A 13658-nucleotide genomic window follows, 5' to 3' on the forward strand; every position below is an offset into this window, starting at 1 on the left:
TGCGGTGAAGTTATTTCGCCTGCGCGTTGCCGTCAGTGGGGTTTAGCCGCAGGAGCAGTTCAGTACCGGCTTCCGCGCGGCCTGGGTCTCATCCAGACGGCTGATCTCCGTGGTATGCGGTGCATTAATAACGACCTCAGGTGTCTCCTGCGCTTCCTTAACGATCTGAATCATCGTCTCAATGAAGCCGTCCAGTGTTTCCTTGCTTTCGGTTTCAGTCGGCTCGATCATCATACATTCCTCAACAGTCAGCGGGAAGTACACAGTCGGCGGGTGGTAGCCGAAGTCGAGCAGCCGTTTCGCTACATCCAGGGTACGAACACCATACTGCTTGAGGTTTCTGCCGGACATGACGAATTCATGCTTGCAGACACCCGGGAATGGAATTTCGAAATAAGGCGCGAGACGGTGCATCATGTAATTGGCGTTCAGCACAGCATTCTCGGATACCTCACGCAGCCCGTCCGGACCGTAGGTACGGATATAGGCGTAAGCGCGGACGAGAATCCCGAAGTTGCCATAAAAGGCTTTGACGCGGCCAATAGATTGCGGCCCGCCGGAGTCAAGCGAGAAGCTGCCGTCTTCGTTCTGCACAACCGACGGCTGGGGCAGGAAAGGAATCAGCTTCGCCTTCACGCCGACCGGTCCGGCTCCCGGGCCGCCGCCGCCGTGCGGAGTACTCATTGTCTTGTGCAGGTTGAGATGGACCACATCGAAGCCCATATCGCCCGGGCGGGTGATGCCCATGATGGCGTTGGAGTTCGCTCCGTCATAATAGAGCAGTCCGCCGGCTTCATGGACAATCGCGGCGATCTCTACAATCTGCGTCTCGAACAGTCCGAGTGTACTCGGGTTCGTGAGCATCAGCGCGGCGGTGTCGCTGCCGACCGCAGCCTTCAGTGCTTCGAGGTCGACCATTCCCTTATCATTGGAAGGGATGGTGACGGTGTCGAGTCCGGCGGCTGCGGCGCTGGCCGGGTTGGTACCGTGCGAGGAATCCGGCACGATGACCTTGGTGCGGACTTCGCCGCGGCTCTCATGGTAGGCACGGATCATCATCAGGCCGGTCCATTCGCCATGGGCACCAGCTGCAGGCTGCAGGGAGACGGCATCCATGCCTGTCAGGCCGGCGAGATCCTTTTGCAGCGTATACATCAGCTCAAGCGCACCCTGGATGCTCTCTTCCGGCTGGTACGGATGGATCTTGGCGAGTCCCGGGAAGCGGGCGACATCTTCATTGATCTTCGGATTATATTTCATCGTGCAGGAGCCTAGCGGATAGAAGCCGTTATCGACCCCGAAATTACGCCGGGACAGGGCGGTATAGTGGCGGATAACATCCACTTCGGATACCTCCGGAAGCACTACGGGCTCGCTGCGGAGCAAGCCCTCAGGAATCAGTGAGCTGATGCTCTCTTCCTGAGGCACATCACATAGCGGCAATGAGTAAGCCGAGCGGCCAGGACGGCTTAATTCAAAGATCAGGGTTTGTTCCGGTTTCATATACAGCCCTCCAGTGCAGTGGCGAATTCGTCAATTTCGGTCTTGCTTCTTTTCTCAGTCACGGCAACCAGCATATGTCCGGTCAGCTCGGGATACTCGCGGCCCAGATCATAGCCGCCCAGATAACCTGCCTTCAGCAGCTTGGAGTTCACTTCACTGACGCTGCTCCCTTCCGGGAGCTTCAGGACAAATTCATTGAAGAACGGGGCTGTGAAGACGCGTTCTGCACCGGTGATTTCAGCCAGCCTTCCTGCGGCATAATGACTCTTGCGGATGTTCAGCTCGCCAACCTCACGCATGCCCTCCTTGCCCATCACGGACAAGTAGACGGAAGCGCATAACGCCAGCAGCGCCTGGTTGGAGCAGATATTCGATGTCGCCTTCTCGCGGCGGATATGCTGCTCACGTGCCTGCAGAGTCAAGACGAAGCCGCGTTTGCCGTTACGGTCAACGGTCTGGCCGACGATCCGGCCCGGCATGCGGCGCATCAGCGGTTCAGCAACCGCGAAGAATCCGCAGGTTGGTCCTCCGAGCGATGCGGCGATCCCCAGCGGCTGTGCGTCGCCGACTACGATGTCGGCGCCCAGCTTGCCTGGGGTTTCCAGCACGCCGAGTGCAATGGGATTCGCGCTGACCACGAGGAGGCCCTTGACCGCATGGATCAGTGGCTCAATCTGGCGCAGATCCTCGATGCCGCCGAAGAAGTTAGGGGACTGGACCAGGACGGCGGCAGTATCGCTGTCGATCGCTTCCGCCAGCTTTCCGAGGTCAGTTACACCGTCTGCATAATCGATTTCCACGATCTGCAGGCCCCAGGCATTGGCGGAAGTGCGCAGCACCTGGCGGGCTTCAGGATGAACTGTACGCGAGACAATCAGCTTCTTGCGTTTGGTGGCACCCGCGGCAAGAACGGCTGCTTCGGAGAAGGCAGTTGCGCCGTCATACATACTGGCATTGGCAACCTTCATGCCGGTCAGCTCGCAAATGTAGGACTGGAATTCGAAGATCGCCTGAAGCTCGCCCTGGCTGATCTCCGGCTGATAAGGGGTGTAGGCGGTATAGAATTCCGAACGGGAAATAACATGGTTAATAACAACCGGAACGTGGTGATCATATAATCCGGCGCCAAGGAAGCTCGCATGGGTATCAAAGTCGGCATTCTTGTCCGCCAGACCCTTCATATGGCGCAGCAGCGCATACTCATCCAGCGGGCCGGACATCGGCATTGTTCCCTGGTAACGGACGGCCTGCGGGATATCGGAGAACAGCTCGTCGATGGACTGGATTCCTACAGTCTCCATCATTTCAGCGCGGTCTTGCTCCGTCATAGGCAAATAGCGGTGCTTCATTACGGCTTCACTCCTTGGCTCTTTTTGTAGAATGGGGCTTTGATCACGGCAGCCTTAAGCTGCTTGCCGCGGATCTCCACATACACCTCTGTGCCTATATCCGTATAGGCAGCATCCAGCAGGGCAAGTCCGAGATTCCGTTTCAGTGTCGGCGATTGTGTACCGGTAGTCACTTCACCGATCTTCACACCGTCCGCATACACGGGATAGTGGGAGCGGGGAATGCCGCGGTCGATCATTTCAAGTCCCACCAGGCGGCGCGGCAGGCCGGCTTCCTTCTGCTTCAGCAAGGCATCGCGGCCTAGAAAATCGGCTTTGTCCAGCTTCACGAAGAACTGGACTCCCGCCTCGAGCGGAGTAATATCCGCCGAGAGCTCCTGGCCGTACAGCGGCAGCTTGGCCTCGAAGCGGAGCGTGTCGCGTGCGCCGAGTCCGGCGGGAGTCAGTCCATGCGCAGCACCTGCGGCCAGCAGGCCGTTCCAGAGGGCGGCAGCTGTATCGACAGGGGCGTACAGCTCAAAGCCGTCCTCACCGGTATAGCCGGTACGGGAGAGCAGTACAGTTACGCCGCAGACCTCGGCGTGTTCGATGAAGTGGAAGGGCTTCAGCTCTGCAAGCGGGGCAGAGGTAACTTCGGCCAGAATCGTCTCAGCCAGCGGACCCTGCAGAGCGAGCAGCAGCGTCTCATCAGAGACATTCTTCAGGCTGACACCGCTGAATTCAGCGGTGAGATGCTCCGCAAGCCACTGGAAGTCCTTATCGATATTGGAGGCGTTCACGACGAGCATGTAGCGCTCATGGCCCAGGCGGTACACCAACAGATCGTCAACCACTCCGCCGCTCGGATAGAGCATCAGGGTATACTGCGCAGCGCCGTCTGCTAGGCGGCTGACATCATTGGTGGTCATCTGCTGCAGGAAGGCTTCAGCGCCGCTGCCGTCAACCATGAATTCACCCATATGCGATACATCGAACAGTCCGGCCTGCTGGCGGACTGCTTCATGTTCCTTAACGATGCCAGTAAACTGCACCGGCAGCTCCCAGCCGCCGAAATCAATGCATCTGGACTCCGCATAAGCGGCATAGAGATCATAAAAAGGCGTTCTTCTCAAAGACTCCATCGTGTCACCCCTTAGTCTGTTTACATGTAAGCAGAAACGGTAATGCCGCCTTATAAGCGCAGTATCTGTTTCAGCTAAAAATATAAAAAAGGACAGGCGAAAGCCATTATGCACTAACGCATAAATTGACTTTCGCTCTGTCCTTTGTACCTGAGAGTTACCCTGCTATCCTGCCCGCAGGTTTCCCCGTTGGTGATCCGTTTCCTGTTGTCCAGGCTGTGGATGCTCTCCAGAGATGCGTCCGGCAAAGGTCCTTTTGCCTGAGAGATTCACCCATCCCGGGCTTACTCCTTCGGCGCTGCCCCTGAGGGTCAGTCTCTCCCTATGCCATCATTCGCAAACTATATGTTTTTCTACTGACTCCATTAAACCGGGTTTACAAGCACGCTGTCAATCAAAAAACGTCAAAAAGATGACAAATTTAATTTTCCTGTCAGTTATATTGACATTAGGCAAGGTGATAACTTAGGCTATAACTAAATTTAGAACTCCAAATGTGGAAAAGAGGCGGCTTGGAAATGAGTGAAGTGCTTAACAACCTGCTATACAGCGAAGAGCATGAATGGGCACAGCAGGGTGAAGGACGCGTAGTACGTGTGGGAATTACGGATCATGCGCAGCATTTATTGGGCGACATCGTGTTTGTTGAGTTTCCTGAAGTCGGCGCAGCCATTTCCGCGGGCGATAGCGTAGGCAGTATCGAGTCTGTCAAGACGGTGTCGGAGCTGTACTCGCCGGTATCCGGCAAGGTAACCAAGATCAACGACGCACTCGAATCCAGCCCGGAGCTGATCAATGATCAGCCATACGGCGGCGGTTGGATTTTTGAGCTGGAGCTTGATGGTGAGTTCGCGGATGCAGTATCGGGCCTGCTGGATGCGGCTGCTTATAAGGAATTGGTTGGGGAATAGTTTTTACGAACAGATGAACATGGCAGGCTTCTCTTATTACATTAGATGTCACTAATGTGAGAGGTCTGTCTTTTTGCGTTTCTGTATCACTCCGGAAAGCTAAGCAGCCCCGGATAAATACTGGGCGCCAAGTGCCAAAGGGCGGGCAGCAGAGCCAGACCGGCAACGGCAAAGATAAGGCACAGCAATAGGAACCGGTATCTTTTTCTGGGACGGGTATTGGGTTTAAGTACGAAGTAATACACACCGGCCGAATATAACGGGAAAAGCACCACGGCAGACATGCCCATACAGACCAGAAAGGTGGATTCCCCGGCGGAGGAAGGGATCATGGCTTCCGGGTTATAGACCGGATTGATCTGCAGAAAGAGGATCACAAATGTCAGATAGGCAAAGAGTAAAAGAAGTGGGAAACAGCGGATGCGTCCATCCTCGGACAGCCCGTAGAGCATCCACCAGACCCCGAGCCAGGGCAGGGCAAAGGCTGCGCCGGCAATAAGGAAGTCTATGCCTATATACATCAGTTTATCGGGTGGATACACATGGGCTAGGTCGCCCCAGAAGTAATCGGAGGAGAAGAACATCATAAATACAGATAATAAACCAATGAAGAAGGTGATGATTCCCTGGGCAAAAACAATCATGATCAGCGAAACCAGCTGCCGCAGAAAATAGAGAAAACGGGTGGCATCCGGTGTCGTTCCGTTTGTAGTCTGCATAGCGTTCAATCTCCTTATACTAGCAAATGGTTGCCGTGCCTTCTCATCTGCAGATTTCTGAGCTGATTCGCTTGCAGATACGTGTTATTCTTCCTCCTGAAGCTGCCGCAGGACAATGAGTTCAACCCGGCGGTTCTTCTGCCGCCCTTCAACGGTAGCGTTATCGTAGGCAGGTCTGGTATCCGCGTAACCGGCATACTGAAAAGTATCGGGGCTAAGCCCCTCGTTATCCAGGAAGAAGCGCAGTACAGAGAGTGCGCGGGCGCCGGATAGCTCCCAGTTATCCGTGTAATCTGAAGCAGCGGTTACCGGAACATTGTCGGTATGGCCTTCGATGCTGATCGTGGCACCGATTCCGCGGAACAGGCCGGAGAGCTGGCGCAGTGCCGGTAGGGCAGGTGATTTCAGCTCGGCTTTGCCGGCATCGAACAGGAAACGGTCGCTAAGCGTGATGGCAATGCCCTGCGGTTTATCCGCTACAAAGATCTGCTCGCCAAGGTTATTATCTTCCACGTATTTGGTGATTACACCCATAAGCGCGGCCAGTTTGGCCTCCTGCTCACGAAAAGCGAGCTCACGCGCCGAAGGCTGGTGTTCTGCAGTTTCCCCCTCTTGACCGGACGTATCCGTGCCTGTCCCGGTTCCGTTCGAACCATTCTCCTTCACATTGCCCCCGGAAGAAAGACCGCCACCGGTTCTTCCGCCTGCTTCTTGTTCATTCGAGACTGCTGCCCCGGTGTTCCCCTGACTACCATCCAGCACTCCATTTCCGCCTTCAAGCACAGAACTGCCGCTCTTAAAGGTATCAGATAATGAACCGGTAACGATCGCATATTTTTGCGTATCCAGACTGCTCATGGCGTATAGGATGATGAAAAAAATGAGCAGAAGCGTAATCAGATCCGCATAGGTAATCATCCAGCGGTCCCTGCTCTCCTTACCTCCATTACGCCGCTGGCGGCGGTTTCTTTGTCTCATAGCGGCTCTCCCTGGTTGTTTTTGCTGCTGCGCCCCGGAGAGACATCGGGAATAAAGGCGGTCAGTTTTTTGCGGACCAGGTGCGGATGATCCCCATTCTGCAGGGACAGGATACCGACAAGCAGCATCTCCATGCTGCCCAGTTCGCTTTGGCTGCGGGATTTGATTTTGGAAGCGATGGGTAAAAATATAAGATTAGCACTGGCTACACCATAGAGCGTTGCTGTAAAAGCTACGGCGATCGAGGCCCCCAGATTAGAAGGGTCCGTCAGATTGCTGAGTACCCGTATCAACCCCATTACGGTGCCGATGATGCCCATAGTGGGAGCATAGCCGCCGGCGGCTTCGAAAATTTTGGCATAACCTTCATACTTCAGTTCCTTGGCGTCCATCTCCAGTTCAAGAATTTGCCGGACCTGATCAGGATCGGTGCCGTCAACAATAAGAAACAGCCCTTCGCGGGTAAAGGTATCGGGGTGCTCCTCCGCTCTCTTCTCCAGTGCGAGCACACCCCCGCGCCGAGTAATTGCAGCCATGGAGATCAGCTCTTCGGCCTTCTTCTGGGTGGTATCGGGATGTCTGCCGAATGCCAGGCGCAGAGCCGCCGGGACACTGCGTAATCTGGAGGCCGGGAAACTGATGAGTACAGCGGCAAGCGTACCTCCAAATACGATAAGCGCGGCATTCAGCTGCAGCAGGCCCGATAAGCTTCCTCCCTCCCAGAGAAAGCCGCCAATCATTGCGGCAATGCCTGCCAGCAGGCCGATAATTGAAGTGATATCCATAAGTTCAGGCTCCTTAAATTTCTATATATTATGGTTTGCATCAATCTGGTCAACGCTGTATAATAAACGGGAACGTGTATTCCTATCTTCCATATTTTTCAGTACGGTATGGATGGGGAATCATTAGGGCCACAATTATAATATATTCATATTTTAGACGATAGAGGGGAGACGGGCAAATGAGTGATATTGTCGTCAGTACAAAGACATTTGAACTGGAGTCCGAGTATACACCCCAGGGCGATCAGCCTCATGCCATAGAAGAATTATTGGACGGCATCCGGCAGGGCAAGAAGCACCAGACGCTGCTGGGAGCGACAGGTACAGGCAAGACCTTTACCATCGCACAAGTGATTTCCAAACTGAACCGCCCGACGCTAGTCATTGCGCACAACAAGACGCTTGCTGCGCAGCTGGCAAGTGAGTTCAAAGAATTTTTTCCAAGCAACTCCGTTGACTACTTCGTCAGTTACTACGATTACTACCAGCCTGAGGCGTACATTCCTTCCTCCGATACCTTCATAGAGAAAGATTCCAGCATAAATGAAGAAATTGACAAGCTCCGGCACTCCGCCACCAGTTCGCTGTTCGAACGGCGTGACGTTATTATTGTTGCGAGTGTGTCCTGCATTTACGGTCTCGGTTCGCCGCAGGAATACGGAAGTATGCTGCTGACACTGCGGGTAGGGATGGAGAAGCCGCGCAATCAGATTCTGAGCAGGCTCGTGGAGATCCAGTACCAGCGCAATGACATTAACTTTGTACGCGGGACGTTCCGGGTACGCGGCGATGTGGTCGAGATCTTCCCGGCTTCACAGGGGGAGCATGCGATTCGTGTGGAGCTGTTCGGGGATGAGATAGAGCGCATTACGGAGATTGATGTTCTCACAGGAGAGCTGATTGGCGAGCGCGATCATATCGCGATCTTCCCGGCTTCGCACTTTGTCACCCAGGAAGAGACAATGCGTGTAGCTATTATCAACATTGAGCGGGAGCTTGAGGAACGGCTGGCCGTGCTTCGTGATGCGGGCAAGCTGCTGGAAGCCCAGCGCCTGGAGCAGCGGACGCGGTATGATATTGAGATGATGAAGGAAGTAGGCTTCTGCTCCGGTATCGAGAACTATTCCGGCCCGCTTACCTTCCGTGAGCCGGGAGCGACTCCATATACCTTAATGGATTACTTCCCGGATGATATGCTGATTGTTATTGATGAGTCCCATGCAACGCTGCCGCAGATCCGGGCTATGTACAATGGTGACCGTGCGCGTAAGACAGTATTGGTGGAGCATGGCTTCCGCCTGCCGTCCGCGCTGGATAACCGTCCGCTGCAGTTCGAGGAATTCGAAGAGAAAGTGAACCAGATTGTATATGTGTCTGCTACACCGGGACCATACGAAATGGAGCACTGCGATACTATGGTGCAGCAGATTATCCGTCCTACCGGCCTGCTGGACCCGATCATCGAAGTACGCCCTACAGAGGGTCAGATCGATGACCTGATTAGTGAAATCCGTGACCGTGTAGAGCGTGATGAGCGTGTACTCGTTACAACACTTACGAAGAAGATGTCTGAGGATCTGACCGATTACTTCAAGGAAATCGGGATTAAGGTGCGTTATATGCACTCCGATATCAAGACGTTGGAGCGGATGGCCATCCTGCGGGATCTCCGGCTCGGTACGTTCCATGTACTGGTGGGTATTAACTTGTTAAGAGAAGGTCTTGACCTGCCGGAGGTCTCCCTTGTCGCCATCCTCGATGCTGACAAGGAAGGCTTCCTCCGCTCCGAGCGTTCGCTCATTCAGACGATCGGCCGGGCGGCCCGTAACTCTGATGGACGTGTCATTCTGTACGGCGACCGTATTACGGATTCCATGGAGAAGGCGATGAGCGAAACCCAGCGCCGCCGTGAAATTCAGATTGCCCATAATGAGAAGCACGGCATCACGCCAACGACAATCAATAAGAAAGTGCGTGACATCATCGAGGCCACCAAGGTGGCCGAGTCCAAGGCCGATTACCTCACCGGCGCCGGCGGCAAGCTGAATAAGAAAGAGAAGCAGAGCCTGATGCAGCGTCTGGAGGCTGAGATGAAGGACGCGGCCAAGAACCTGCAATTCGAACGCGCCGCCGAGCTGCGCGATGCGTTGCTTGAACTGAGGGCCGAGTAAGCTGGCCCCGCCAGCACTTACACTTAATGATCACGGAACGGCGCTTCACTGGCCGTTCTTTTTGAAGATAGATTGCCCTTCGCGCATCCTCCAGGGACAGCCGCGGTTACGCACTTAGCGCATTCCGAAGGAACAGCTGCAGTTTGCGCATCCCGTAGGGACAGCTTGTAGTTAAGCACTTAGCGCATTCCGAAGGAACAGCTGCAGTTTGCGCATCCCGTAGGGACAGCCTGCAGTTACGCTCTTAGCACATTCCGAAGGAACAGCTGCAGTTTGCGCATCCCGTAGGGACAGCTTGCAGTTACGCACTTAGCACATTCCGAAGGAACAGCTGCAGTTTGCGCATCCCGTAGGGACAGCTGCAGTTCGCGCATTCCGCAGGAACAGCGGTTGTCGGCCCGCTGCAGCATGCCGCGAGCCCTATCCTGCGCCTATAGTATAGCGGTCCCGTAGGGACTAGCGCTCCTATTGCCCCAGTAGCCGATTCCATCCCAGTCCTAACTCTTTCCGCCGAGCTTGCGGGTGTCCAGAGGGTGCAACCCTTGGGGCCCTCCCTTGGAAGGGAGGGTTTGGGAGGGATCGAAAATATTTTGCTAAATGTTTTTCCATTTTAATAGGTTTTTATAAAGGAGAGGTACCGTTGGCGAACGAAAGTATAATAATCAAGGGTGCAAGGGCACATAATCTCAAGAACATCGACGTAACGATTCCGCGTGACCGCTTCGTCGTGCTGACGGGACTGAGCGGCTCGGGTAAATCATCTTTGGCATTTGACACGATTTATGCTGAGGGCCAGCGCCGTTACGTTGAATCGCTGTCTGCCTATGCCCGCCAGTTCCTGGGTCAGATGGAGAAGCCGGATGTGGATTCCATTGACGGGCTATCCCCGGCAATATCGATTGACCAGAAGACCACAAGCCGTAACCCGCGTTCGACCGTAGGTACGGTTACAGAAATTTATGACTATCTGCGGCTGCTGTTTGCCCGGGTAGGGCATCCCCATTGTCCGGATCATGGTATAGAGATTACATCACAGACTGTTGAACAGATGGTGGACCGGATTATGCAATACCCGGAGAAGACCCGCCTGCAGATTCTGGCCCCTGTGATTTCCGGCCGTAAGGGTGAACATAAAGGCTTGTTCACGGATATCTCCAAGCAAGGCTTCGTTCGTGTGCGTGTTGACGGTGAGCTTCGCGAAGTTACGGAAGATATTGTACTGGAGAAGAATAAGAAGCATACAATTGAAGTCGTTGTTGACCGGATTGTCATTAAGGATGATATAGAGACCCGTCTTACCGATTCATTGGAGACTGCACTGAAGCTGTCGGGCGGTCAGATTCTGGTCGATGTGATGGGCCAGGAAGAGCTTTTATTCAGCGCAAGCTTTGCCTGCCCAATCTGCGGGTTCAGTATAGAAGAGCTTGCTCCGCGTATGTTCTCGTTCAACAGCCCGTTTGGTGCCTGCACGGAATGTGACGGGCTTGGTGTGAAGATGGTAGTCGATCCGGATCTGTTGATCCCGGATGCGGAGAAGTCCATCGAAGAAGGTGCATTCTTAGCCTGGACAGGCAGTACATCGAACTACTATCCGCAGTTCCTGAAGTCGGTATGTGAGCATTTCAAAATTCCGCAGAATGTTCCTGTCAGCAGCCTGTCGCCGGAGCATATGGCCAAGCTGCTGCACGGAACGGGCAGCGAGAAGATCCGCTTCCGTTATGAGAACGACTTTGGCCAGCGCAAGGATGCACTTGTTGCTTTTGAAGGGATCATCCCGAATCTGGAGCGCCGTTACCGCGATACTGCCTCCGAAGGCATCCGTGAGTTTATCGAAGGCTTCATGAGCGCCAAGCCATGCCATGTCTGCAAAGGCAAAAGACTCAAGAAAGAGATTCTGGCTGTGACGATTAATCAGCAGAATGTTGCCGATGTTACGGATCTTTCGATCGGAGATTGTCTGGACTTCTTCGAGAATCTCAAGCTCAGTGAGAAAGAAACGGCCATCGCTAACCTGATTCTTAAGGAAATCAGCAGCCGCTTAGGATTCCTTGTAAATGTAGGGCTGAACTATCTGACCCTTAGCCGCGCAGCGGGCTCGTTATCCGGCGGTGAAGCGCAGCGGATCAGGCTGGCTACACAGATTGGCTCCAGTCTGATGGGTGTCCTGTATATTCTGGATGAGCCGAGCATAGGGCTTCATCAGCGGGATAATGACCGGCTGATTGCTACGCTGGCTCATATGCGCGACCTGGGCAACACTCTGATCGTCGTTGAGCATGATGAGGATACTATGATGGCTGCCGACTATATTATCGATATTGGTCCCGGTGCCGGAATACATGGCGGACAGGTAATTGCTCAAGGTACACCTCAGGAGATTATGGATGATCCGAACTCCCTGACTGGTGAATACTTAAGCGGACGCAAATTCATCCCTGTTACCTCGACACGCCGGCCTACCGATAATGAGCGCTGGATAGAGATTCGCGGGGCTAAAGAGAATAATCTGAAGAATGTAAATGTGAAGATTCCGCTTGGTGTCTTTACAGCAGTAACCGGAGTATCCGGTTCCGGCAAATCTTCGCTTATTAACGAAATTCTCTATAAGAGCCTGGCACGCCAGCTCAACAAGGCCGTCAAGGTCCGTCCCGGTGTGCATAAAGAAATCCGCGGTCTGGAGAATCTGGATAAAGTAATTGAGATTGACCAGTCCCCGATCGGACGTACACCACGCTCCAATCCGGCCACGTATACAGGCGTGTTCGATGATATCCGCGATTTGTTCTCCAAGACCAATGAGGCTAAGGTACGCGGCTTTCAGAAGGGGCGCTTCAGCTTCAATGTGAAGGGCGGCCGCTGTGAGGCTTGCCGGGGAGACGGGATTATCAAGATTGAGATGCACTTCCTGCCGGATGTGTATGTGCCTTGTGAAGTCTGCAAGGGCAAACGGTATAACCGCGAAACGCTGGAAGTGAAATATAAAGGCAAGAGTATCTCCGATGTATTGGAGATGACCGTCGAGGATGCAACGGAATTCTTCAAGAATATCCCGCGTATCCACCGCAAAATGCAGACGCTGCTTGATGTGGGTCTGGGCTATATCAACATCGGCCAGCCGGGGACAACCCTGTCCGGTGGTGAAGCGCAGCGCGTGAAGCTGGCTTCCGAGCTGTACCGCCGGAGTACCGGCAAGACGCTGTACATTCTGGATGAGCCGACAACCGGCCTGCATGTAGATGACATTGGCCGTCTGCTTGAGGTGCTGCACCGTCTGGTGGATTCTGGTGAATCGGTCCTGGTCATTGAGCATAACCTCGATGTAATCAAGACTGCTGACTATATTATTGATATGGGGCCGGAAGGCGGAAGCGGAGGAGGAACAGTGCTTGCGACCGGAACGCCGGAAAAGCTGATTACGGTCGAGGAATCCTACACAGGCCGGTATCTGAAGCCAGTCCTCATCCGCGACACCGAACGCACTCAGGCGCTTGAACTTCAGACCTCTGATACGGTGTAACCGGAGGAAGCTACAAGCTTAAATAGCCCATGGTCCACTGCGAGGTGGGGCATGGGCTGTTTTTTACTACAACTCACTACGGATACCAATGATCACTTTGAATTGATTGCGCGGTTTTGTGGTTTTCTTGAAGCCGTCCTGTGAATCCAGAATCCATACCGTTCTTCTGATCCAGACTCTTATATACAGGGAACGGCATTTAACAGGCCCGATAATTCCCCTTGATTCGGTCTCTGTACCATCAGGCTGCTCAGTCTCCGTTCGTACAAACCATGTGTTTCCTAATCCGAATTCGATGTATTTCAAGCCGGCGGGCACCTCCAGTTCTGCATGACTGATCATAACATCGTCGTCCGGAGTTTTACAGTGAGGGTTGTGGCATGCGATTTCATGTGTGCAGACAAAAATTAAGCTGGCGGCAGCGAAGCAGAACAGGCATAACTACAGCATGTCCGCAGTAAGATTCAAAGAGAGGGTTTTGCGTTGAATAGATAGCAGAGGCTGTTTGCGTTGCAATAGGAATCAGCTCCTTGAAAATCACATATCACAACAAACGGTCAATGATAAATATCTCTGTATTTCAGCTGATTTCCGGCTTTGGAAA

The 13658-nt window shown here is 53.7% G+C and carries 10 protein-coding genes and 2 riboswitches; of the genes, 3 read left to right on the forward strand and 7 right to left on the reverse strand.

What is annotated here, in order from left to right:
* Nucleotides 1–42: 42 nt before the first annotated feature.
* The 3 genes from gcvPB to gcvT are packed head-to-tail and all read right to left on the reverse strand — an operon-like array spanning nt 43 to nt 3973.
* On the reverse strand, nt 43–1503 hold the full coding sequence (gene gcvPB / locus MKZ24_RS07490) for an aminomethyl-transferring glycine dehydrogenase subunit GcvPB (protein WP_340781886.1): 1461 nt from the start codon (nt 1501–1503) through the stop codon (nt 43–45).
* Nucleotides 1500–2852 (reverse strand): aminomethyl-transferring glycine dehydrogenase subunit GcvPA, encoded by a 1353-nt coding sequence (gene gcvPA, locus MKZ24_RS07495; RefSeq protein WP_340781887.1) that lies wholly within the window; start codon nt 2850–2852, stop codon nt 1500–1502. Before gcvPA ends, gcvPB begins: the two co-directional genes overlap by 4 nt.
* Complete coding sequence (gene gcvT, locus MKZ24_RS07500) at nt 2852–3973, reverse strand: glycine cleavage system aminomethyltransferase GcvT (protein ID WP_340781888.1); 1122 nt, start codon at nt 3971–3973, stop codon at nt 2852–2854. The genes gcvPA and gcvT overlap by 1 nt, the downstream gene beginning before the upstream one ends.
* Nucleotides 3974–4108: 135 nt before the next feature.
* Nucleotides 4109–4208: riboswitch (glycine riboswitch) on the reverse strand.
* A gap of 3 nt (nt 4209–4211) precedes the next feature.
* A riboswitch (glycine riboswitch) is annotated at nt 4212–4307 on the reverse strand.
* 184 nt (nt 4308–4491) lie between these two features.
* On the opposite strand from gcvT, the gene gcvH reads away from it, so the two are divergent.
* A complete protein-coding gene (gcvH, locus tag MKZ24_RS07505) occupies nt 4492–4884 on the forward strand; it encodes a glycine cleavage system protein GcvH (protein ID WP_340781889.1) in 393 nt (130 codons plus the stop codon).
* 86 nt (nt 4885–4970) lie between these two features.
* On the opposite strand, the gene MKZ24_RS07510 is transcribed toward gcvH, so the two are convergent.
* From MKZ24_RS07510 to MKZ24_RS07520, 3 genes are all read right to left on the reverse strand, one after another.
* Entirely contained in the window at nt 4971–5603 is a 633-nt protein-coding gene (locus MKZ24_RS07510; RefSeq protein ID WP_340781890.1) for a hypothetical protein, read from the reverse strand.
* Between the two features lie 84 nt (nt 5604–5687).
* Nucleotides 5688–6581 carry an OmpA/MotB family protein gene (locus tag MKZ24_RS07515; RefSeq protein ID WP_042240120.1) on the reverse strand — a complete coding sequence of 298 codons (894 nt, stop codon included), beginning with the start codon at nt 6579–6581 and terminating at the stop codon, nt 5688–5690.
* Nucleotides 6578–7366: a flagellar motor protein gene (locus MKZ24_RS07520; RefSeq protein WP_042240117.1), complete on the reverse strand. Its 789-nt coding sequence runs from the start codon at nt 7364–7366 to the stop codon at nt 6578–6580. The genes MKZ24_RS07515 and MKZ24_RS07520 overlap by 4 nt, the downstream gene beginning before the upstream one ends.
* Before the next feature lie 179 nt (nt 7367–7545).
* On the opposite strand from MKZ24_RS07520, the gene uvrB reads away from it, so the two are divergent.
* Together uvrB and uvrA are read left to right on the forward strand one after the other, a co-directional pair.
* Complete coding sequence (uvrB, locus tag MKZ24_RS07525) at nt 7546–9537, forward strand: excinuclease ABC subunit UvrB (protein WP_340781891.1); 1992 nt, start codon at nt 7546–7548, stop codon at nt 9535–9537.
* 640 nt (nt 9538–10177) lie between these two features.
* The gene (uvrA, locus tag MKZ24_RS07530) at nt 10178–13054 is read left to right on the forward strand and encodes an excinuclease ABC subunit UvrA (protein WP_042240115.1); all 2877 of its coding nucleotides are present in this window, start codon (nt 10178–10180) and stop codon (nt 13052–13054) included.
* A 66-nt stretch (nt 13055–13120) separates the two neighbouring features.
* On the opposite strand, the gene MKZ24_RS07535 is transcribed toward uvrA, so the two are convergent.
* A complete protein-coding gene (locus tag MKZ24_RS07535; RefSeq protein ID WP_340790090.1) occupies nt 13121–13360 on the reverse strand; it encodes a DUF3977 family protein in 240 nt (79 codons plus the stop codon).
* Nucleotides 13361–13658 lie beyond the last annotated feature (298 nt).

Source organism: Paenibacillus sp. FSL R7-0297, assembly GCF_038009025.1.
Classification (GTDB): Bacteria; Bacillota; Bacilli; order Paenibacillales; family Paenibacillaceae; genus Paenibacillus_AQ.

Bases quoted from the DNA above. Each gene is read 5' to 3' on its own strand.
- uvrB (WP_340781891.1), top strand. From the start codon at position 7,546: ATGAGTGATATTGTCGTCAGTACAAAGACATTTGAACTGGAGTCCGAG.
- gcvPB (WP_340781886.1), bottom strand. From the start codon at position 1,503: ATGAAACCGGAACAAACCCTGATCTTTGAATTAAGCCGTCCTGGCCGC.
- gcvH (WP_340781889.1), top strand. From the start codon at position 4,492: ATGAGTGAAGTGCTTAACAACCTGCTATACAGCGAAGAGCATGAATGG.
- gcvPA (WP_340781887.1), bottom strand. From the start codon at position 2,852: ATGAAGCACCGCTATTTGCCTATGACGGAGCAAGACCGCGCTGAAATG.
- MKZ24_RS07520 (WP_042240117.1), bottom strand. From the start codon at position 7,366: ATGGATATCACTTCAATTATCGGCCTGCTGGCAGGCATTGCCGCAATG.
- MKZ24_RS07515 (WP_042240120.1), bottom strand. From the start codon at position 6,581: ATGAGACAAAGAAACCGCCGCCAGCGGCGTAATGGAGGTAAGGAGAGC.
- MKZ24_RS07510 (WP_340781890.1), bottom strand. From the start codon at position 5,603: ATGCAGACTACAAACGGAACGACACCGGATGCCACCCGTTTTCTCTAT.
- gcvT (WP_340781888.1), bottom strand. From the start codon at position 3,973: ATGGAGTCTTTGAGAAGAACGCCTTTTTATGATCTCTATGCCGCTTAT.